Genomic DNA, 21622 nt, shown 5'->3' on the forward strand with positions numbered 1-21622 from the left:
ATTTAACCTATTTCAGTGATTTTTTATTATCTGCATCTTGTGTGTACACTTCGATGCCTTCTTCAAGATCGTTGTAGTAAGTCAAAGTGCCATCGCCAATAATGACCGCTGACGTACAGAATTCACGTATTTGGTCTAGTTCATGACTGACCATAATGACGCCTGCTTGCTCACTTTTTTCTTTTAGCGACTGTCTCGCCTTTTTTCTAAAAAGCGGGTCACCCACCGATGTGGCTTCATCGATAAGGTAAATGTCGAAATCAATGTTCATACAACACGCAAACACGAGTTTTGCTCGCATACCCGACGAATATGATTGAACAGGTAAATCAAACTTTTGACCTAATTCAGCAAATTCTTGTACCCGTTCTTCGTAACCCTTTAGAGAATGCACGTTATTGATACGCCCAATAAATCGCGTATTTTCCCTTCCTGTCATTAACGGGTGTACACCCGTTTGAAGTGCAACAGGCCACGACATTGATTTGTTTGTTACAACTCTCCCTTTGTCTGGGTATTCGCTTTTGGCTAACATGCGAAACAAAGTTGATTTACCGGCCCCGTTTTTACCGAGTATCGCCACGTTGTTTTCAGTGGGGAACTCAAAGTTGAGGTCGCGAAATATGTATTGTCGTCCAATTTTGCTCGGGTAGCTCTTTGTAAGCCCTTCTAATCTTATCATCGTGAAAGTACTCTTCTCCACGTGATGTGATACAAACACAGACTGAGGAAAGCTAAGGCAAGGGTCGCTTGTATGAGGAAACTTAGAGAGACACCATTATGGCCGTAAGATTCAAAGCATGCATAACGTGCGAGCTCAATGAAATGAACCAACGGATTCCATGTAAGATAAGGCCAAAATTTCTCGGGTAAGTCTTGTAAGCTATAAAATACGCAGGAAATAAACATTAACGGGCGCGTTAACATTGATTTTAGTTTGTCGACTTCAGGGACGAAAGCTGTAGCTATTGCGAATAAAAGCCCTGTTGATATGGCGAAAACCCACAATGAGAGAAAAAGGAAAATGAGGAGTAAAGGGTTGTGTATCGCAAAAGTTTCGTCGAGTAAAAATACGGAAACAAATAGCAAAAGTACAACGATGACTTTGATGGAAAATTCAAGAAAGCCTGCTGTAATTACTGCTGAAATAGGTTGAACTTGTCTGAACGCATATAGAGGCTTATTGCGTTTGACAGATGCTGACACTGTTTGAAGGCAATTGGTAAACGACTGTAAGCCCATCATGCCAATCATCATAAAAATGAAGATTGGAATTGAATGAATATCACTGCCGCTGACTAATCCTCGAAGGTAGGATAGCGCTAGAATAAAAGCGAAGGGCTCTAAAAAAGCCCAACCTAAGCCGAATTTGTCATTAAATTTACTTTGAAGTTCACGCAGGAAAAGCGCAAAAATAACGCTTCTCCATGCATACAGCTGATCTTTAAACAACATCATGCTTAGTTAGTGGCTACATTTGCTGCTACGGCTATTTGATAAATGATTTGTGTCATGTCTTTAACCGCTTGCAGCAATTTAGTATCAATAGCGGGCAACACAATAATTTGGTCGCCAGGTGCTAAGGTACTTATATTGTTAGATAGGAATGAATCATCAACACTGGTAAACGTGACGTTACCATTTTTACGAACTATTAAAATGCGATCAGATTCTGCACGCTCCGTAAAGCCGCCTGCCCAGGCAACATAATCTTCAGCAGTAGCATCTGGGTTAAATACCACTGATTGCGGAAGCAATACTTCACCACCCACATGAATAAGGTCAGTTACTTCTGGAATAACGATAGTGTCGTTAGGCTCTAATAAAATATTGGCGATATCGCCATTCTCTGATACTACCACTCTACCTTGAGGTTCTACCTTGCGAGCTCGAGCAATGAAATCAGCGACCAGTTGCGCTTCTTGGGCGCGAATAGCGCCTTCGCCAGTTGAGCTTATCGGTGCAGTATACATACTTCTCTCAAGACGCTGTAACCCCTCTTCGATAATCTCTTTTTGTTTCTCTGCAACACTTTCTCGCAACAGGTATATGTTTTGTGTATCTGATAATACGGAATCGGCTTCTATATGATCTAAAACATCAATTAAACGCGTGCCTTTATCAACCATGACTTGTGATGCGCCAGAAAAGGCACCTGCTACATTAATGCGATAGATTTGCGGCTCGTGGTCTGCAATGTATTCTACTGTATCGCCAGCAGCTAATGGCAAAGTAGCAAATTCGTCAATACTCAAGTAGCGTGCAAATTGTTTGTTGTCTCTAACGCCAGCTATTGAAGCGTGAGAAGCAAATTCGCCCGGACGCGAAAAGTAGTTTACGACTTCACCGTTCAATTCCGTATTGAGAAACTCAAAGGTAAAACTGTTACGTGCCCCAGTTTTTACAACAATAGTGTTGCCGATTGGGTGTACCAAAATAGTATCACCATCTTTAAATGATAAAGCGGGTAGTGTTCCATCTCGGAAAAAAGCATATAAATCAGCAGAGGCAACAACCTTTCCGTTGCGAACGATATCTATTTGCCTAAAACTACCGCGACTGAAATCAATGCCCCCTGCGCGTTTCAAGTAATAGAGTACACTATCTGACGCTAGGCCTGCGTATTGTCCGGGTCGCAGAACTGGGCCAGAAACGAAGATAGACACAGGTGTTGAGGTCAGTAGATTAACGTAGACATTTACGTCATTGGTATAAACCTGCCTTATTTTGGCCGTAACCGTTTGATTTACGCTGCCAGCCGGCGTGTTCGCAACTCTAACTGGGCCGATATTTGGAAGGAAAACATTTCCTTGATTATCCACGGTTACTACATCTGAGTAGTTGATGGCACCCCATATCCAAATTGAGATTTTGTCACCAGGGGCAACTAAGTAATTGTCGTTGAGACCATTGCTTCTCTCTGATTCAAAACCGCCGATAAACAAGTTAGCCGCGAAAGGTGGGTTTTCCATGGGCTCTTGCATCGGAAACACACTTTCATAAGTGGGTTCACCTGGCAGGCTCATGCCATCGCGAGGTTGTGTTGAAAACTGCCCCATGGAATTGGCTGAATTCGATGCGCGGGGAAGTGAACGCTGACTGGAAATACTTAAGGGCGAAACAGATTGACTAGCGGTACCGCTTACCCCTGCTTCTTGCGCACGTTGCCTTAACTGTTGCAATTGGTCGACAGTTTGGCTGAATACAGAGGTAGACAATAAAGACAGTACGACAGTCGAAGTTAATGTAATGGCAATTTTCTTCATTATTGATTTAGACATGCGATTCATTCGTCAATTATCCCTTCTGAGAAGATGAGGCTACTAATGGTGCGATAACTCTCCATTGCCCATCACGCTGGCAAGTCGTCATAACTTTTACCGAATCAAGCGCGTTATGCTTCTCTTTGGTACTCGCAAATCGAATACATTTATTGCCAGTAGCAGAAACATAGTACTTGGTCGATTCGTATTGTGTGCCGTTAATTTCAATTGACAGTGGCGTTTGCTTGTCATTATGTAAATTAACTTTTGGAATATTAATTGCTTGCTCTTCGGGAGTTAGAGAGTATGACAATGACGAGTGAACTAAAGGAATGTCTGCATGGGTTGGTGTTGGAGTATTAGTACAACCTACCGCGTTAATTACAACAACACTGAATACACCCATATATGAGAATTTTTTGAACATTAGCTTTAACATCCATATAGCAATTTGCCGCTAGGATAACACAAGTTTTTAAAAAAGCATGCTTGTCTTGATGGTGCAGTTGACATGAAGCTTCGTGTAATAGAATGGAATCAGTGGACCCGCTTGATGTAATAACAAAATCTACTCGTCTACATAAATGTGTTTGGGAGGGGCTCCAAATATGGATAACATTGATACAAAAAACAAGTAGTAAAATTACGCTCTTAGGTCTACTTGGGGTGGCTAGTTAACCCATTGTTATATATCATAGGTAGTCGCCAGTCTATTTCAAAGTTTTAAGGTCTGTCTTTTGCACTTAAAGGATAGAATAAGTAAGTAAATGGAATCAAAAAAACACATAGTTAGTACCTATATTAATTCACTAATTGTAGTGAGTTGCACGCGTGTTCGTGGCGCGGGGTATTGCGTTTTATGATGGCATACTTGCAACTTGTTCCATTGTTCACTGCATTTATTGTTGCGTTGATATTGTTGGTGGTAATGACACCATTGGCCCATCAGTTTGGGTTAGTTGACCAACCTTCTACGCGGAAACGTCACTCGGGAATTGTTCCGCTAACCGGGGGGGTTGCAATTTTTATGGCAGTGCTTGTAGCCAGTGTTGTCACCGATGTGTGGATGAAAAACAATCCTCTTTTCTTTACCGCATCCGCGTTTATTGTATTGCTCGGTATGCTTGATGATAGGTTTGATCTCAGTGCAAAAGGTCGTTTACTGTGTCAGTTCGGCGTTGCAGCAATTATGGCGTGGAGTGCACAAAATTACATCACTTCTCTTGGTAATATATTTGGTCTGGGTGAAGTTGTTCTAGATTTAGGGGGCTATCTATTCACATTAATCTGTGTGGTTGGAGTAATAAATGCCTTTAATATGATTGATGGTATCGACGGACTAGCCGGTGGTATGAGCCTAGTTATCTTACTTACGCTGACGGGTTTTCTTACTTATACCGGCAATGTAGCTTCTATCATGGAGCCGCTTGTTATTGCTGCGGCTATCGTTCCTTTTCTAGCATTTAACCTAAGTTGGAAGGGGTTTAGAGGTAACAAGATCTTCATGGGCGACTCTGGCAGTATGTTTGTCGGTTTAACCATAGTGTGGTTATTGGTAGATCATACCCAAGGAGAGTCCGCTGCATTTCGCCCCATCACAGCAGTTTGGTTGGTGGGATTACCTCTGATGGACATGGCTGCGATTATGTATCGCCGTGCACGTAAGGGACAGTCAGTTCTAAAGCCTGATAGACAGCATTTACACAACATTTTTATGCGCGCAGGATTAAGTAGCAGAAAGTCTCTAATTGCCATTCTTTTGTTGGGGTCGTGTTATTGCATAGTGGGTATACTCGGTGAAGTTTATCAAGTACCTGAGGCCATTATGTTTTGGTCATTTATTGGGGTGTTGGTGATTTATAGTATGACGATAATGCATATCTGGAGTGTACTTCGATTTATCAAACGATTGCCTGCGAAATTAGGGGTAAAATCGTGAATTATTTGGCTTGTTAGTTAAAGCGTGTAATATCGCTGTTTTGTAGCTAAGTCTATATTCCTGCCACTGGAACTGTTGTTTGAAAAGTCAATGCCCCCCCCCATACAATTTGAAATCTAGCCAGCAGGTCGAAACTATTGTGGCAATGGCCGTCTATGCTGGTGATAACGCTATTTGGATTACAGAGGCCATTAGCAGCATTATTGGTCAAACATATCGTCAGTTTTTATTTGTCATCGTTGTTGATGGTGATGTTTCAAAAGCGATTGCTCAATCTATAGAGAATGCGCGAGCTTGTGACGAACGTATTGTTGTATTACAAAATGACAAGAATATCGGGTTGGCAAGCAGTATGAACAAAGCAATAGCGCTAGGCTTGGAATGTAACGCACAATATTTCGTGCGTATGGATGCAGACGATATATCTGAACAACATCGCCTTCAGAGGCAGATTAGTTACTTGAAAAAACATCTTAATATAGATGTGCTGGGCTCTGCGCTTACTGAGATTAATGAGCAAGGTGTCAAAGTTGGCTCGCGTATCATGCCTGCGTCACATAAACAAATCGTAAGCATATTGCCTAGACGCTGCTCAATGAACCATCCAACCATAGTGATCCGTTATAAGGTGTTTCATGACGGCCATCGATATATAGATAGTCTCAAAAACACGCAGGACTACTTTATGTGGATAAACCTGGCTGCTGAAGGATATATATTTAGAAACTTAAAAGACAAGTTATTGAAATTTAGGCGTGTGAATGATTTTTATAAACGCCGAGGTTTAAGCAAGTCGATCAATGAGTTCAAAGCGCGGTTACTTGCTATGACAAAGCTAAGGCAGTTTAGTGTTTATAATATTGTTTACGCATCATCAGTACTGCTACTTAGGCTTTTACCTAGCTGGGTCGTAAGGTTGGCTTATAAGCTTGACAGGCATTTGTTAGAGAGGTTTGGTAAACATTGAATATTGGCGTTATCGTCGTACTCTTTAATCCTGAAATAGAACACCTTAATGCACTAGTTTCGAGTTTCGTCGATCCTCATTGGCATGTGGTACTTGTCGACAATTCCCCCAATTCCTGTGAGCAAGAAATCAATGGGAGTGTTAAGTACTTTCATAATGGTGAGAATGTAGGCATTGCTGAAGCGCAAAACATCGGTTTACGCTATGTCTTTTCTCATTCAATCAATTACGCTTTTTTGCTTGATCAAGACAGTATCTTTACCCCCGAAATAGCAATACCACTGTATAAGCAGTTTCTTGGCTTAGAAAGTAAAGTTGCTATAGGTGCGTTGGGGCCTTCAATTTTATGCCAATTTAGCGAGTCAGTTGAGAAAGGATTGGTGCATAAAGGTGAAAAAATTTCACACGATTTAAAAGAGGTTAAACAAATAATTTCCTCAGGTATGTTGTTGTCTAAAGACTCTTTTTCCAACGTGGGTGAAAAAGACAGTGGACTGTTTATTGACGGTGTTGATCATGAATGGTGTTGGCGGGCTCGGCAAAAAGGTTTCACCATTTATCAGTCAACCACAATCCTAATGCCACATAGACAAGGTGATGGTAGAGTTAACGTATTAGGTATCACGTTTAAACTTGGGGCGCCTATTCGCTTGTATTATCAGTTTCGCAATATATTGATACTCTCGCGAAGAAGTTACGTACCTTTATATTGGAAGTGTCGCCATATCGCTGCATTACCATTGAGATTTATTGTAAACAGCATTTTCTTTCCTCACAACAAAGTAAGAGGAAGGTTTATGTGCAGAGGTCTTTGGGATGGCCTCCTCAATCGCTCAGGCGCGATATCGAAATCTGAGAAAACTAAAACATTAGGAAACAAAGAAGGTTAATTTAAGGAACCTCTTTCACCATAATGGCGCATTGGTTACTATTACGCCCAATGGTTGTGCAAGTTGAGCGAGGCTGCAATGGGTATTGCTCATCTATAATGCACATGTGCTCTAAAACGGTAATTGGAACATCGATTGCATATTGATTACATTACAATACAGAAATAAACAGTGGTTTAATCTTTATTACAGGCTGTGTCTGTATCGATTTGTCGTCTTAAGCGTGTACTTAGGATTTTAGAAAAGGATATTAATTTATGAGTCAGGTTAAAAAAGCGGTTATTCCAGTAGCTGGTCTTGGAACACGAATGCTTCCCGCGACGAAAGCCATTCCCAAAGAAATGTTACCTGTGGTCGATAAGCCACTGATTCAGTACGTAGTGAGCGAATGTGTGGCGGCCGGATTAAAAGAGATTATCCTTGTTACACACGCGAGTAAAAATAGCATAGAAAACCACTTTGATACGTCTTTCGAACTAGAAGCAACACTTGAAAAACGGGTGAAAAGACAGCTTCTAGAGGAAGTACAGTCTATATGTCCTAAAGACGTAACAATCATGCATATTCGTCAGGGTGTCGCAAACGGATTAGGTCATGCTGTATTGTGCGCTAGACCGCTTATCGGTGACGCGCCATTTGCTGTGGTTTTGCCTGATGTAATCATTGATGATGCGGCAAGTAACCCTAAGAAAGACAACTTAGCCGACATGGTAGCCAAGTTCAACACAAGCCGTGTGAGCCAAGTTATGGTGGAACAGGTACCTGATGAAGAGATCTCTAAATTTGGTATTGCTGATTTAGATGGTGCTTCAATTGCCCCTGGTGAGTCAGCTAAAATCCACAAAATGGTTGAAAAGCCGCCTCGCGACGAAGCTCCTTCAGATCTTGCTGTCGTGGGTCGTTATGTATTGTCAGAAAAGATTTGGGACTTACTAGAATTCACACCTCCAGGTGCTGGTGGTGAAGTACAACTAACTGACGCTATTGATGCGTTAATGAAGTTAGAGCAAGTTGATGCCTATTACATGAAAGGCAAAAGCCACGACTGTGGCAGTAAACTGGGCTATATGAAAGCAAACGTTGAGTATGCTTTGCGACACCCAGCACTTGCCGATGAATTTAAAGCATTTTTAGCAAGCAAAGTATAAAAAGTTTAACTTAAAAAAAATGCGCCTACGAGGCGCATTTTTTGTTTGTTGCTTTAAAGCACCTGTACGTTAAAGTTAGGTACTTCAAATCATTGTACTTCAACATGTTGTGTTATTTTTGCTAGCATTTTATCGCCAATGCCTTTTACTTGAGTGAGTTGTGCAACTTCTAGAAACTCACCTACCTCTTCTCTATACTTTATAATTGCTTTAGCTTTGGCTATTCCTACACCAGGTAGCATAGTTAATTCATCTACTGATGCCGTGTTTAGGTTTATTTTTTGCCCAACCTCACTGCTGCTTGAAACAGATTGCGATCCGCTTGTTACTTCATCTGCCCAAATGGCAGGCGCTTGAACAGTAAGTGCTGATAATACTAGTAAACTTGGTAGTAATTTTTTCATTGTCATTCCTTGTCGTGGTGAATTACGCATCTTAGCTGCTTATGTTGAAGCGCGTATTGAGGCGTAGGCTGGTGTACGTTGTTTGTACCGTGTTCAATGATACGAGGAAATGAAAAATGGGCTAGACCAGTTTTAGTACAGTTTTGTAGAGGAAAAACGGGGCAAAAAAATAGCGAGCAACTAGGCTCGCTATTTACAATCTATTCGTTAAAAAGCTTACAGGCGCTCTAAAAGTGCTTCAGTAAACTCAGTTGTACCGGCTTCACCACCAAGGTCGCGTGTTGTACGATCGCCTGACTCAATAACATCTTTTAATGCATTACGGATTTTCTCAGCCTTGTCACCCATATTTAGGTATTCAAGCATTTGAGCCGCAGCAAGCACAACAGATGTTGGGTTTGCTAAGTTTTTACCAGCAATATCAGGCGCAGAGCCATGAACTGCTTCAAAGATGGCACAATCTTCACCAATGTTTGCACCTGGTGCCATACCTAAACCACCAACAAGACCTGCACAAAGGTCTGATAGAATGTCACCAAATAGGTTGGTAGTAACGATCACGTCAAATTGGTGAGGGTTCATAACCAATTGCATACAGCAGTTATCAACAATCATTTCTGTTGATTCAATATCAGGATAGCGCGCACCTACTTCACGGGCTACTTTAAGGAAAAGACCTGACGTTGACTTAAGGATGTTAGCCTTGTGAACAGCAGTAACTTTTTTGCGGCCTTCACGACGGGCAAGTTCATAAGCAAAAGTAACAATTTTTTCTGCGCCGTCGCGAGTGATCTTACTCATCGCTTCCGCTTCATTACCGTCTTCAGATACAACTTGTCCTAGACCAGAGTACATACCTTGGGTATTTTCACGCACAGTAATGATATCAATATCTTCATAACGCGCTTTGGTGCCTTTAAAAGACATAACAGGGCGAAGGTTTGCGTACAATTTAAATTGCTTGCGAAGACTTACATTGATAGAAGTAAACCCTTCACCAACAGGCGTGGTCAGAGGGCCTTTTAGTGCTACTTTGTTTTTAGCAATAAGGTCAAGAGTAGATTGAGGTAGAAGCTCGCCGTGCTCTTCTAAAGCGACTAAACCTGCATCGGCATAATCGTAGGCAAAATCACAGCCAACCTTATCAAGAATTTTTGTGGTTGCATCGATAATGTCCGGGCCAATGCCGTCACCGCGAATGACTGTAATACGTTGCTGAGTCATGTTGAGGGGTCCTCTGATAATTCTGTTGTCGAAATCGTTAGGTTTACTAAATTGTAATTTGGCGGACGAAGCGCCATATGCCTGCTTTTATTATAATGGAAAATGTAGGGAATGTGCGTAAAGCAGCGCAAAAGTCGACGTATTTTATACGATAGTGGACGTAAGTAATAGCTGATCACTTAGATTTCTTAAATTCACGAAAATGATAGGGGTAAGCCTCTATTTAAAAGGGTTAGCGCTGCGGGAAATTACTTTGCCATGTAATAGCGCAACGTGTTTGTGCTCAATAAACAAAATGGTGTCAGGTTTTTTCTCTGGGCATTTTAATTTTAGTAATGTAGCGGGCAGAAATACAAATTCGACTGATTTTCAAGCGCTGTCATTAGCGTTTGGTTTTGAATTTTTATGTTATTTAGCAGTGACTTATATGTGATGTTTTGATTGAGCGCATATGTGTTGCCTCGAAATAAAATACACTTAGCAATGGAAAAAGCCAGTAACATAATTGCATGTTCTTTTTTTAGAGAGCTCGGTACTTCCTCAGGTGACTTGTTGCAATTATGTATAACTGCTCGCCACGTTGCACTTTGATGCCACTTGCCTGCCAGTTCACTGGCTATATCTAACCAAGAAGTAGTGCTTCTTAGTCTAAATGCATGGTTTATTGTAAAGTCCTGGTCATGACTTACGGGAAGTGATGTCGCTATTTTTAACCCAGGTAGGGTAAAAAGTGGCGAGCATAAAAACGTCATCGTTAGGGCTGCGGATTGGGGAGTAAACTTGGTGTCGCTTATACTTGCCAATAGGCTTGCCACCGAGCAACTTATTAAGGTGAACTGCTTACACATGCTCATTAATGGAAACTGGTTTTGGGTTAACCGCTCCATCAATGCAAATTGCATTAACATATCGCCAACCCGTTCAATACCATAAGTCATAACGGCTTGGGTAATATTTTTTACTGGCAGCTGTAAACGATTATCCTGACTTGCTGTTTGAATCAAAAATCGGTTAAACGTCTGCACTTTCTCAATCTTTTCACATAGTAAAGGGATCTCAACATCCCTTTTTTGCAACTCATCAATGATAGTCAATAAACTGCGCGGTGGAGTTTGTATAGCGAAGGTATGGGGTAAAAAGTGTATACCGTCCTTATGAGCTCTGCTGTCAGCTGTGTCGGAATACATGGCGATAAAATGCTCGAAGGGCATGTACAAGGCTGTTGGCTGCGCAATCGCTGAAATAGGTATCCACTGTCCGTCAGCGTCGTCATTAGAGAGCATAAACACAAAGCCGTGATTTTGTTGTATATCGATGAGAGCGCCGGGAGTGCCTTTTGCAAACACTTTCGCCCCCGGCATCGGTTGTGAAAACAGTGTGGCTAGGGGAGTGAGTAAAGATCTGTGATGAGTCGAAAAACTTCGCACAATATGTGCGAACAATTCGCTATTTTTTGATTTTTCTTTGTTTGACGAAAATACATGGGCAAGTAGACACAGTCTTTGGCTTCTCGATAAGCGCGATATGCTAAAGATAGTTAAGTTTACCTGTTCAGCAGAAACAGACTTTTCTAATCGCAAGATCTCAAGCCATACGGTTAATTGGCGCTTTCGCAAAAATGCTAGCAGTTGAGTCTTGTTTTCTTTTCGGCTTTTAGTCCAATGGGTCGCCAATAAAGCGGCGATTACATGTTGAAGGTAGTGGTCATTAAGTTTATTCAGCTTTCCAAAAAGGGCCAGCAACAATACTTGTTGGGTTTCTCTTGGCAATTCGTTTTTAAGGTTTAACGTGGCAATAGCGATAGCGGTATCACTTGAAACCAGCGTTAGAACACGCTTGGCACTCTTTAGCCAAATGTTGACACATGTATCGACAGGCACGGAATGGCTCGGTACATGAACCAGCCGTTTAAGCGCAGCAAGAATATCGGAAACCGCAGCTAGCATCAGCTATTTTGATAACTAGAATATGCGCCTTCTCCCCAGGCTATAAGTTTGTCGTTTTCAAATAAAAGCGGGGTGCACTCATCCTGCGTAGTCAAGCCGTCTGCACGAACATGCTGGGTTCTAAAAAACATAACTTGAATGACAGTTGCACCTTGTTGTTTGGCTTCCGTAATATCTGGTGTACCCAAAAGGGCCAACACTTCTTCACGCGTACTGCCTAACTTTAACTTCGTTATTTGCACACGGTTATATTCTTCACGATCCTTCCAGTCCATATTTTCAGGCTTATCGGGATAAAAAGCGATAACCATAAAAACAAACGTCGCATAAAGCGCAACGCCAGCTAAAATTAAACGAATAACTTTGCTATTCATGACCGTGACTTCTCGTGTTGCAACGCTCGTCAAAGCGCGTGTTAGTGCACTGTGAAATAGAATTAGACAGCACAGACATTAATCAAATTTAGTGCTGTACAGTGTACCGTAAAACATGCAGTAAACATAAGTAGTAAACGTAAGCAAATGCGTCATATTTACATTTATTACAATTTTCAAGTGTCATTCTTTTGTGTAGTGAGCGTTACTCGCTATCTGTGACTACGTAGCAAGGCTCATATTTTGAACCCGGTAACTTCATTCTCCCTTGCGCAACAAAAGATTCCAATAGGGTATCTACTTTTTGCATAAGTGCTTTGTCACCTTTAATTTCAAAAGGACCATGTTCTTTAATTTGTTTTATTCCTTCAGCTTTTACATTACCAGCCACGATACCTGAAAATACTTTGCGTAAGTTAGCTGCTAAATCACTTTTATTTTGATTATGATGTAATTCAAGTGCCTGCATGCTTTGATGAGTGGGAATAAAAGGCTCTTGGAAATCTTGCTCTATCTTTAGTGACCAATTGAAACTAAACGCATCGCCCATTGCACCTCTAAATTTCCTAACTTTTTCCAGTCCACTGCATAGTACTCGTGCGACTTCTTGTGCATCGTCCACAATGATCTGATATTTATCTTGAGCTTCAGAGCCTAAGGTTGCAGCGACAAAGGCGTTTATTGCTTCAAAGTAAGCTTCACTGCCAGCTGGACCAGTCAATATCACAGGAAAAGGTTGTTGAGCATTGCGCTCATTCATTAATATGCCTAGTAAATACAACAATTCTTCGGCTGTACCAACACCACCAGGAAATACAACAATACCATGGCCTAAGCGAACAAATGCCTCAAGGCGCTTTTCAATGTCAGGCATGATAATAAGTTCATTAACAATCGCGTTTGGGGGTTCAGCGGCAATAATACTAGGCTCAGAAATACCAATATAGCGGCCAGATTTATGCCGTTGTTTGGCATGTCCAATCGTGGCGCCTTTCATTGGCCCTTTCATTGCACCTGGGCCACAGCCAGTGCATATGTTCATATCACGCAAACCAAGTTGATAGCCCACTTCCTTGGTATATTTGTATTCATTTTGGTTGATAGAGTGGCCACCCCAACAAACAATGGTATTTACACCGTCGTTTCCTTCCAGTGCTTTGGCATGTCGTAGCATGTCAAACACCATATCAGTGACTTCTGCGCCTTCGATGGGGGTGTCTTGATGCAAAAATGCATATTTGTTGCCCATGAAGAGTAAGTCGCGAAGTACAGCAAAAAGATGTTCGTGGACGCCTCGGACTAACTTCCCATCAACAAAGGCTACTTCTGGTGGGTTTACGAGTTCAATTTTTACACCGCGCTCTCGTCGTACTAACTTTATTTCAAAACTGCCATAAGGTGCAAAAAGTGCTTCGTAGTTATCTTCATCAACGCCACTGTTTAATACTGCTAAGCTGCAGTTTTTAAACATGGTGAATAACTCACTGTTCGTTGTGTCTTGTAGGTTTGCTACTTCCGCTTGAGAGAGTTGGCTCATCCAGCCTACAGGATTAAGTTGCACTTTTTTCATACGTCTGGTGTCCTATTAGTCACAAGATACGTCTGTGACTACTTTATTTCTGCCCTCGTTTTTTGCCTTATATAGGAATTGGTCAGCGCGTTCGAAGACCGAATCCGTTGTATCAGTATCAGTGAAATAAGTAGCGCCAAACGAGGCAGTTATGGTGACTTTTTCTTGCTTAAACTTAAATGGCATCAGTGCGAGTTTATTGCGTAAATCATTGAGGTGTTTATCTACGTCCTCAATGGCTGTATTAGGAATGAGCAACACAAATTCTTCGCCACCCCAACGTGCAATAAAGTGATTTTTGCCAAGGTTTTGTTTAAGAAAGCGGCTGACGACTTGTAATGTCTTATCGCCTACGGCATGGCCGAAACGGTCATTAATGGCCTTAAAGTGGTCAATATCAACAACAGCTACGGCAAGCGCTGAGCCTGTTGATTTGAATTTTAAATAAGCTTCTTCCAGCTTTTCATTGTAGGCTTGTCTATTCGGCAGTCGAGTCAATGGATCTGTGCGACTTTGCAGAACTTGCTCGGCAAGCTTTTTCTTATAAGCGACAGCCTGTTTTTGCAACGTATCTATCTGTTCTTGCATTGAAGATAACAGTGACATTAACGCTTCTTGTCCCTGTTGATCACTGGTTTGTTGCTCACTCAGTGTTGAGACGAGGTTTTTTACGCAAAACTGTGTTTGCTCCTTGAGTGTCTCAAGAGAATCACTGACAGATACCGCTTCTTCTATACTCGAAATATGTGATTTTAACTGTGCATTGCCGGCTTGTCGTTGCTCAAACTGCAATTGGCTACTATCAATACTTCTTCCTACATCATCGTTGATTTGCCCCAATGAGTTGTAGAGGCTTTGAATTACCTTACCTGTCAAGCTGGCCTCTGACATGGCATCTTGTACGATCATTCGCAAGATAACCACGCAACTTTTCAGTAATTGGTCTTCATCCATGCCTTTTTCTAGGCGCTCTTTGATGTCGGTTAATTGTGCATCATTTGGCTTGCGTTGCGCATATGACGTTATGAGTTGATTTAACTCTAATAAGATAGAGCGGTAATGCGGATTTGCGCCTGCATCTGTTTTAACAACTTTACTATCTGAGGAAACAGCTGCTTCTTCCAGAGGCTTTATACCCTTTATTTTTTGTTTAAGGCGAGGCGATACAGAGAAATTGCTTTCGAATAGTGCTTATATATACCAAAAACATCAGTCACTGGCTGATTTAGCTTGATGAGTTCGTTGGTGGTGAGTGATTTTAGCTCATTATCTTCAAACACAATTTTTTGCAGCTGCTTCATTGCGTCTTCTAGCGAAGACACGGTCTCGCTACCGTACTTTCGCACAGTAACTTGCTCGTGCTGTAACGCTTTATTTAGCTTTTCAATACTCACTGCTGCTAAGCTAAAGTTAGGTGTGCCAGACAAATAACCGCGTAAGGTTTTTAATTCATTATCTATTTTATCTGAATGTCCTTCGTAAAATGCCGACAGTCTGACGATAAACTGGCAAAGAAGCGCATTGTTTTGTTTGTATGCCTGTAGTTGTTTTGCTTCCATGGTATCCATCTTAATAAAAGCTAGGTTAGCATCGGCTAACTGCCGTGCTGATAATATCCCTCGTCAATTATTGGCGCGCTTGACGATTGTTTCCATACGGAGTTTCAAAATTTGAACGGAAGGGGTTGATATCCAATCCACCTCTGCGTGTATAGCGAGCGCAAACTGTCAGCTTGTCAGGTTGGCAGTGAGCCATAATATCGCAATATATACGTTCAACACATTGCTCGTGAAACTCATTGTGCTGTCTGAAACTAATTAAATACTTCAGTAAGCCGTCATGGTTAATAGGATGTCCTTCATATCTAATTTGAATACTAGCCCAATCTGGCTGACTTGTTATTAAACAATTTGATTTTAATAAGTGGGATACCAGCGTTTCTGTTATTTTTTCACTGCCTTCACTTGTATTTTCTCCCTCACCAGGTGAATTAATCAAAAGACGAGTATCTGGCGAATAAGTATCAATCGTTACATCGAGTTCATCTAACAGCGTGCCCTGAAATTCTTCAAATTTCAGTGATTCAAATTGGTTTGGTAATATGAGGTGAACCTCTACCTCTTCACCTGCGCACTGAGAAAGATCCTTTTTTAATGTCGCTTTTACCTCGTCAGGTGATGCAAACTTAGATTGATTGAAGCTGTTTAGATACAGCTTAAATGATTTTGACTCAATCAAGTTGATTGACGTAATAGGGACCTTACATTCCAAAATGGCCACATGAGGCTTACCTTTCAAATTTAACCAAGACAGTTCATAGCCAGTCCACGTATCGATACCGGTAAATGGCAGCTCATCCTTTGGGAGATTCAGAGTGTCACGACTAAGGCTGCGCGGAACACCTTGCAGTAGTTTGGGATTATACTCAAATTCATACTCCACTTGCTTGCCAAGTGAAAGATCATCTGGAGCTGTTATGGAAATCTTTTCAAATAAATTGTCTGTCGACATGTGAACCTTTTTTACATCTGCTTGTTTTAAGCAGCTCTTATTGACTTAGCCACTCATAGGTATAGTGTACCTCAAAAATAAGCAGGTAACGTAATAATGACGCTAACAATTACACAACAATTAGACAATTTTGTAGCAGCCTATGTAGAGCAGGCTAATGGTAATGCACTCAATATTCCATTTGATCCATCTTGGCCTTCTGTTTGTTATCAAACTCAAGGTGAATCAGGAGAGTTAGTGAAGTGGTTGCCGGTAAAACAAGAATCACCCTTGTCTTTTGATAATGTTGAAGATGCTATGTCGATAAAGTTAGATGCCCAATATTGCGCGTTCTTTACTCGTTACTTTAGCCACAACTTAACGGCCAAAGCATCACAAGGTAAGTGCGAGCTTTTACAAGTGTGGAATGTTGATGATTTTGAACGATTGCAACAAAATTTAATTGGGCACTTGTTGATGAAGCAACGCTTACACCAGAGCGCGACACTTTTCTTTGGTTTGACAGATGAAGACGATTTCATCTTAACCATCATTAATGAAACAGGAGAAGTTGCCTTAGAACAAGTAGGTAAAGAGCCAACGCAAATATTAGCGCCAAGTTTAGCCGACTTTCTTGAACAACTATCACCTTGCACTCAATAAGAGTAATTCCGCAACAGTGAACTACATTGTCTGAAGTAATTTGTGTAGCGCTAATTTAAGTTCAGCAACTTCTTTTTCAAGGTTTGTTACACGAGATTCGAGGTTCTCTGCTGGCGCGCTGTTTGTTGATGGCGCAGTAGGTTTTGCTGTACTTGGCTGATTGGCATTAAAACGCTTGATTGCCTCAATGGCTTCGGTGACGGAAACTTTAAAAGGTGCTTTTGAGCGCAGCATGCCGACAGAAGGGCTTTTGCCTTCTTGGTACATTTGCTGGCAAAGCAATATTAGGCGGTTCAAATTATCATTGTTCATTAATGTTTATAAAAATTGCGGTCTTAATAGTCACGATTGTAATAGTGTATAAGGGCTAATTTCACTAAAAAGTTGTCGATTTCACCAAAATAAGTGTATTTCTATATGAAGTTGATTGTGAAATTTATTTTAAATCAATAGCTTAAAAGTTGGCGCTGATCTTGATTAACGGAAAGTATGATGGTGACGCTTATTTCCGTGTTCAGTTAGGGTTAAAGTAGGCGTCATGAACTATAAAAATGGAAACAATAGGAATACACATGAAAACGCTTCTTTTATCAGCTGCGCTCGCTTCTTCGGTTTTACTTTCTGGATGTGTGGTATCTGTCGGCGGCGGCTCAGATAGTCACTATGGTGCAGATTGGGAAGACAGAGAGTTTAATAACCGTCAACACATTGCCAAACTTGAAAAGGGCACTGCGTATGAAAGTGTGTTGAGTAAAATGGGTGTTGCTGATTTCAACGAACTATTTGAAAAGCAGGACGGAACCTATCGCGTTCTCTTTTATCGTACTCAAAAAACCAAAGGCGATGGCATAACTACAAAAGATGAATGTACGCCGTTGGTATTTAGAAATGGTAGTTTGGTTGGGTGGGGAGACAGTGCATACGGTTTAATGCACTAAACTTACAAACACTGCCATGTACCCGCCACATAAAGGCGGCGTTTAAATCTTTTTAAAACACAGACCTTTGCATATATGTACCGCAAAGGTCTGCATACTTCATACAAACGACTATTAATACTATTCAAATGTTAATAAAAGGTTAACAGTTGGCTTTTTTTCGAGTAGGCTAAACTTTAGTCACAATGTTTACGAGGAACCCCTCATGACAACTGAAGTTCTAGACGAAGCGTTAACGCCTATTCAAGAGAAAGTAAAAGCAATTTACCTCACGGTAGATGATCTCAAAATTGCTGCTTCCATTCTTTATAACGCGTATGTCGATGACCCATTATTTGTCGATATCTTTCAGGCTGAAAAAGAGGGGTTTGAGAGTCGATTGCGTTCTGCAATTCGAGAAGAGCTCAATGCGTTTTGGGTGGCAGAGCAACCTATGGTTGGTTTGTTCGATGAATCACGTCTGATTGGGTTGGCTTGTCTAACCGCCCCAGATGCCGCCTTTGGTGCTGGACGTTATTGGCACTGGCGCCTTAGAATGCTACTAACAGCTGGACTTTTTGGTACAAAGCAAATGCTCGAAAAGGAAGAGAAGGTGAGATCGTTGGTGCCCGCTGATAATTTTCATATGCTGAGTTTTATAGCAGTGCACCCAGATTATCAAGAGCACGGCCTAGGTCACATACTATTAGGTGCAATAGACAGTATTGTTGACGAAGACGCTAAAAGTGAGGGCGTTGCTGTATTTGTAACTGTACCAAAACACCGAACGTTTTTTAATGACGACAACTACAAAGTGGTAGGGCAGTTAAGCCTCTCTCACGTGAACGGCGATGTGATGTTTCGTCAAAAAGAGTGACTGCTTTTAACGTTCATGTCTCAATGTTAAACCTATTCCTTTTTTCAATTCTATTATGGCGATTTCAGTGGTATGAGGGATCGCCTCGTATAATTTACGTTTCATCGCTTTAGTCTAGATAGATATGCATTAATGCTACTAGTCTCTCAATTTTTAAGGAGTACTTATGAAAGGTTGGATTGTTAGTGTAGCCTTAATATTATCCGCTGGTGGCTTTGCAGGAAATGTTTGTGCTGAAGATAGTTTCTCGGAAAGTATTTCGAGTAAAGCGTATTGTAATAACCAATGCCAACGAAGTCTTATTGAACAATATTATGCAAAGATAAATCGAGCAACAATGCATGATTCATCGCTAGAGCATGTTGATGACTTTCTCAATGTATTGCATGATGATGTTCTGTACTTGCATACCGAATACCAAGCTGAATTTAACAAGGATATCTGGCGCAAGGCTTTTTTAAGGCAGATTGAAAATGGTCGGTATAACAATACCGAGGAAGCCGTCACCTCGATTGAATCAATTATCCACGGCTACCAAACGGCAGCGGTGAAGTTTATTAGCCGTTACAATGATGACGAATCCAATGAACTTGTTTCAACACCTGCACGTTTGGCTATCTTCAAATTTCAAGATAACAAAATTGTCTTCATTCAAGATCATTGGTACCACGAAGTGGAATAAAGATAAACTGGCTCTACTATTGGATAGCTAAGTTATATATTTGCTTCAGTGTGGTGTAATCTACAACAGCTTTTTTTTGATTAAATAACCCTTCTCAGCGCGGTATCTCATGCGCTTTGGGCTCACTCCTCCCAATTGACGATTTTATTTGTAAGACATTTCCTACAAATGATGTAGGCAATGTTACTTAATTTTGTTATCTAAATTTAGACTAAAGTCTAAAGTATATGATTTTTATATCTTTTTCTGTTTTTAGACAAAAGTAGTAAAAATAAACTTCACAAAATGCCTTAAATCCATATGGCGGTAATATTTAGAAGGGATACTATGAACATGTCACAGGGAAACACGACGAGTCAGGATGATTAATAGGATAACCTAGGACAACTTAAGGATGAGAATCTTACAAGGCTGTAAGTAAAAGGAAAGGACATCAGCGGGAAGCTGTATAACAGGGAGTAAGGAATTTTTGAAAGGATGTAAAGGACTGTCTGCGTGGTAGGGAATCACAACAGGATGTCGCAGGAAGCCCAATTTAAGGATGAATGTACACGGAAGGACGCTAGGAAGAAATATTGGACACGCCAAGGAATATTTAGGTAAGGCTGTAGCAGGATGTGCAGTGTCTAGGATGAAAGGAAGGGAAAGTCGGCGGAGCCGATAAGGATAGGCTTAGGATGAGCAACACTGTGTTAGGAAAATACAGTAAAGATGGAGAAAGGGAAAAGGGATCTACGCAAGGAATGGGTAGCTCGCACAGGAAGGCGCGAGAATAGAAGGAAAGGGGCGTATACGGATTTTAGTCTGGATGATTTTAGTCGCAACGGAACGCAGAGAGGGATGCTCAAAATTCGATGGAAAAAGGGAAGCTATGAAGCTTCCCTTTTTTTATGATCTAAACACGGTGTGGCGGAACTTCCGTTCTTATCACGCGTAACCCCACCAACTCTACTTCACCACTGTACCTGTCCTCGCCATTACTTGAAAATTCAAAGTTAAATTTGCTGTGCCAATCAGGCTTGCCGTATTTGAATGAAAAACGGGTTTGCGAACGCGCAATGCTTAGCAATTGGAGTTGGTGAGTATCACAATACTGTTTTAAATAGTGGTTAGTGTGCTCTGAAATGCCTCGGATACGCCAAAATTGATATCCTGTAAAACCAATGGCAAGCCACACTACCAGTTCAAGCAATGTCATAAGTTATCCCCTCGTTTGAGAAAATAGTTGCTTAAAAGCACTTGCAAGTACATGGGACCGTTCTGGCGAATGCAGCAATGTGAGTACTTGTCTACGCAGCTTGGGAATTTGCACTAAATCGGCATAAAAGCCAGAGAATAATGCACCCTGATGGTTTTCCTTGTCGTCTAACTGAGAGGCTTGTTCAAGAAAAGTACAGAGCAATTCATCGTTGAATTGTTCATAGTGGCGAGCAGCAATGACACTCAAAACATCGATACGCAGTGATATTTCGCTCTTAAGCAACATTGATAATTTGCCTTGTAGTTTTTTCATCAGTCTTTTCACAAGAAAGTGCACGTAAAGCAGCAAGGTTAATGCTATTACCCTTATCCAATAAGCCCATAAAAATACTTTTTACTGATGTGCTTAGCTCAATGTTTTCACACATTTCCATGAATGTATTAAGGAACACATCGGAATATAGCGTTATATTAGTCTCAAGCGCTTTTTCCAAAGCTTCACGCTTCGGGTGTTTGTGAAAACCGTGCGCAAAATCAGCCACACACTGCATTGAAATACTTTGCCAATCAACCAACTGAGGCGCCTGAACATAGGCTTCCACTTTGTCAATGCCTTCGCTGAGCGGCTGGTTAAGTTGATGTTTAACCAAGGCATTGAACTGTGCTAACAGTGATTGGTTAGGGACGAATGAGTACGGATTGTCGGGCAATGTTTGGGCTTTTTCCGTATCTTGAGCAATCGACTGACCCAAGGCATCAACAATAATTTCCAGAAAATGATTACGGGTAGCAGTAACCACTAAACCTTGCTCATCTAAGGGTAGTTTTACAAACCAGATATAGTGTTGACTTGATGACTGCTTATTCCAAAATACAATGCCAAACCACGCGTGTTGCTGTCGTGGGTTAGGCGCATAGGCGCGTCCGTTTTCAATGTCTAAGAAAGTTTGATTGTCGATAGCAATCAGTCGTCTCCCCATATCGAACACATGGCATTCAGTGCCGGCATGTAATAAAAATTCACTAATAGAATTGATACTGTTGGCGCTCATTATTCATTCCGAAGAT

The 21622-nt window shown here is 41.2% G+C and carries 22 protein-coding genes and 1 pseudogene; 8 read left to right on the top strand and 15 right to left on the bottom strand.

Annotated features, from left to right (window positions below; genetic code table 11):
• Positions 1–7: 7 nt before the first annotated feature.
• Genes EYR97_RS03350 through EYR97_RS03365 form a run of 4 tightly spaced genes read right to left on the bottom strand, consistent with a single transcriptional unit; the run spans position 8 to position 3690 of the window.
• Positions 8–682 carry an ABC transporter ATP-binding protein gene (locus EYR97_RS03350; protein ID WP_131092422.1) on the bottom strand — a complete coding sequence of 225 codons (675 nt, stop codon included), beginning with the start codon at positions 680–682 and terminating at the stop codon, positions 8–10.
• Complete coding sequence (locus tag EYR97_RS03355) at positions 679–1458, bottom strand: ABC transporter permease (protein WP_131092423.1); 780 nt, start codon at positions 1456–1458, stop codon at positions 679–681. Before EYR97_RS03355 ends, EYR97_RS03350 begins: the two co-directional genes overlap by 4 nt.
• Before the next feature lie 2 nt (positions 1459–1460).
• Complete coding sequence (locus EYR97_RS03360) at positions 1461–3281, bottom strand: polysaccharide biosynthesis/export family protein (RefSeq protein WP_242634879.1); 1821 nt, start codon at positions 3279–3281, stop codon at positions 1461–1463.
• Between the two features lie 16 nt (positions 3282–3297).
• A complete protein-coding gene (locus EYR97_RS03365; RefSeq protein WP_131092425.1) occupies positions 3298–3690 on the bottom strand; it encodes a hypothetical protein in 393 nt (130 codons plus the stop codon).
• A gap of 432 nt (positions 3691–4122) precedes the next feature.
• Between EYR97_RS03365 and wecA the strand changes: the two genes are divergently transcribed.
• The 4 genes from wecA (at position 4123) to galU (ending at position 8207) form a co-directional block, all read left to right on the top strand.
• Positions 4123–5202, top strand: coding sequence for a UDP-N-acetylglucosamine--undecaprenyl-phosphate N-acetylglucosaminephosphotransferase (gene wecA, locus EYR97_RS03370; RefSeq protein ID WP_131092426.1), 1080 nt, complete (start codon positions 4123–4125; stop codon positions 5200–5202).
• Positions 5203–5347: 145 nt separating this feature from the next.
• A complete protein-coding gene (locus tag EYR97_RS03375; protein WP_131092764.1) occupies positions 5348–6169 on the top strand; it encodes a glycosyltransferase in 822 nt (273 codons plus the stop codon).
• On the top strand, positions 6166–7059 hold the full coding sequence (locus EYR97_RS03380; protein WP_131092427.1) for a glycosyltransferase family 2 protein: 894 nt from the start codon (positions 6166–6168) through the stop codon (positions 7057–7059). The genes EYR97_RS03375 and EYR97_RS03380 overlap by 4 nt, the downstream gene beginning before the upstream one ends.
• Before the next feature lie 257 nt (positions 7060–7316).
• Entirely contained in the window at positions 7317–8207 is an 891-nt protein-coding gene (gene galU, locus EYR97_RS03385) for a UTP--glucose-1-phosphate uridylyltransferase GalU (protein WP_131092428.1), read from the top strand.
• 89 nt (positions 8208–8296) lie between these two features.
• Here the strand turns inward: galU and EYR97_RS03390 are convergent, their stop codons facing one another.
• The 7 genes and pseudogenes from EYR97_RS03390 to queF all read right to left on the bottom strand — a co-directional run bounded on the left by EYR97_RS03390 (position 8297) and on the right by queF (position 16236).
• On the bottom strand, positions 8297–8611 hold the full coding sequence (locus EYR97_RS03390; RefSeq protein ID WP_131092429.1) for a helix-hairpin-helix domain-containing protein: 315 nt from the start codon (positions 8609–8611) through the stop codon (positions 8297–8299).
• Positions 8612–8827: 216 nt separating this feature from the next.
• The gene (locus EYR97_RS03395; RefSeq protein WP_131092430.1) at positions 8828–9835 is read right to left on the bottom strand and encodes an isocitrate dehydrogenase; all 1008 of its coding nucleotides are present in this window, start codon (positions 9833–9835) and stop codon (positions 8828–8830) included.
• Positions 9836–10164: 329 nt separating this feature from the next.
• On the bottom strand, positions 10165–11781 hold the full coding sequence (locus EYR97_RS03400) for a histidine kinase (protein WP_131092431.1): 1617 nt from the start codon (positions 11779–11781) through the stop codon (positions 10165–10167).
• Positions 11781–12155 (bottom strand): DUF3192 domain-containing protein, encoded by a 375-nt coding sequence (locus EYR97_RS03405; protein ID WP_131092432.1) that lies wholly within the window; start codon positions 12153–12155, stop codon positions 11781–11783. The genes EYR97_RS03400 and EYR97_RS03405 overlap by 1 nt, the downstream gene beginning before the upstream one ends.
• A gap of 205 nt (positions 12156–12360) precedes the next feature.
• On the bottom strand, positions 12361–13725 hold the full coding sequence (ppnN, locus tag EYR97_RS03410; RefSeq protein ID WP_131092433.1) for a nucleotide 5'-monophosphate nucleosidase PpnN: 1365 nt from the start codon (positions 13723–13725) through the stop codon (positions 12361–12363).
• A 15-nt stretch (positions 13726–13740) separates the two neighbouring features.
• Positions 13741–15284, bottom strand: a pseudogene (locus EYR97_RS22645) (GGDEF domain-containing protein).
• 67 nt (positions 15285–15351) lie between these two features.
• Entirely contained in the window at positions 15352–16236 is an 885-nt protein-coding gene (queF, locus tag EYR97_RS03420) for an NADPH-dependent 7-cyano-7-deazaguanine reductase QueF (protein ID WP_131092434.1), read from the bottom strand.
• Between the two features lie 96 nt (positions 16237–16332).
• On the opposite strand from queF, the gene syd reads away from it, so the two are divergent.
• Complete coding sequence (gene syd, locus EYR97_RS03425; protein ID WP_131092435.1) at positions 16333–16878, top strand: SecY-interacting protein; 546 nt, start codon at positions 16333–16335, stop codon at positions 16876–16878.
• A 21-nt stretch (positions 16879–16899) separates the two neighbouring features.
• On the opposite strand, the gene EYR97_RS03430 is transcribed toward syd, so the two are convergent.
• A complete protein-coding gene (locus EYR97_RS03430) occupies positions 16900–17190 on the bottom strand; it encodes a hypothetical protein (protein ID WP_131092436.1) in 291 nt (96 codons plus the stop codon).
• 260 nt (positions 17191–17450) lie between these two features.
• Between EYR97_RS03430 and EYR97_RS03435 the strand changes: the two genes are divergently transcribed.
• From EYR97_RS03435 to EYR97_RS03445, 3 genes are all read left to right on the top strand, one after another.
• Positions 17451–17816, top strand: coding sequence for a DUF3192 domain-containing protein (locus EYR97_RS03435; protein ID WP_131092437.1), 366 nt, complete (start codon positions 17451–17453; stop codon positions 17814–17816).
• A 205-nt stretch (positions 17817–18021) separates the two neighbouring features.
• On the top strand, positions 18022–18672 hold the full coding sequence (locus EYR97_RS03440; protein WP_131092438.1) for a GNAT family N-acetyltransferase: 651 nt from the start codon (positions 18022–18024) through the stop codon (positions 18670–18672).
• A gap of 166 nt (positions 18673–18838) precedes the next feature.
• Entirely contained in the window at positions 18839–19354 is a 516-nt protein-coding gene (locus EYR97_RS03445) for a hypothetical protein (RefSeq protein WP_131092439.1), read from the top strand.
• Between the two features lie 895 nt (positions 19355–20249).
• Here EYR97_RS03445 and EYR97_RS03450 read toward each other — a convergent pair.
• The 3 genes from EYR97_RS03450 to EYR97_RS03455 are packed head-to-tail and all read right to left on the bottom strand — an operon-like array spanning position 20250 to position 21606.
• Positions 20250–20552 carry a DUF3301 domain-containing protein gene (locus EYR97_RS03450; RefSeq protein ID WP_131092440.1) on the bottom strand — a complete coding sequence of 101 codons (303 nt, stop codon included), beginning with the start codon at positions 20550–20552 and terminating at the stop codon, positions 20250–20252.
• Positions 20553–20555: 3 nt separating this feature from the next.
• Positions 20556–20840 carry a DUF3549 family protein gene (locus EYR97_RS22150; protein ID WP_242634882.1) on the bottom strand — a complete coding sequence of 95 codons (285 nt, stop codon included), beginning with the start codon at positions 20838–20840 and terminating at the stop codon, positions 20556–20558.
• Positions 20830–21606, bottom strand: a complete 777-nt coding sequence (locus EYR97_RS03455; protein WP_242634883.1) for a DUF3549 family protein — start codon at positions 21604–21606, stop codon at positions 20830–20832. The genes EYR97_RS22150 and EYR97_RS03455 overlap by 11 nt, the downstream gene beginning before the upstream one ends.
• Positions 21607–21622: the final 16 nt, after the last annotated feature.

Origin of the sequence: Alteromonas sp. KUL42, from assembly GCF_006538325.1 — a bacterium.
Lineage (GTDB): Bacteria > Pseudomonadota > Gammaproteobacteria > Enterobacterales > Alteromonadaceae > Alteromonas.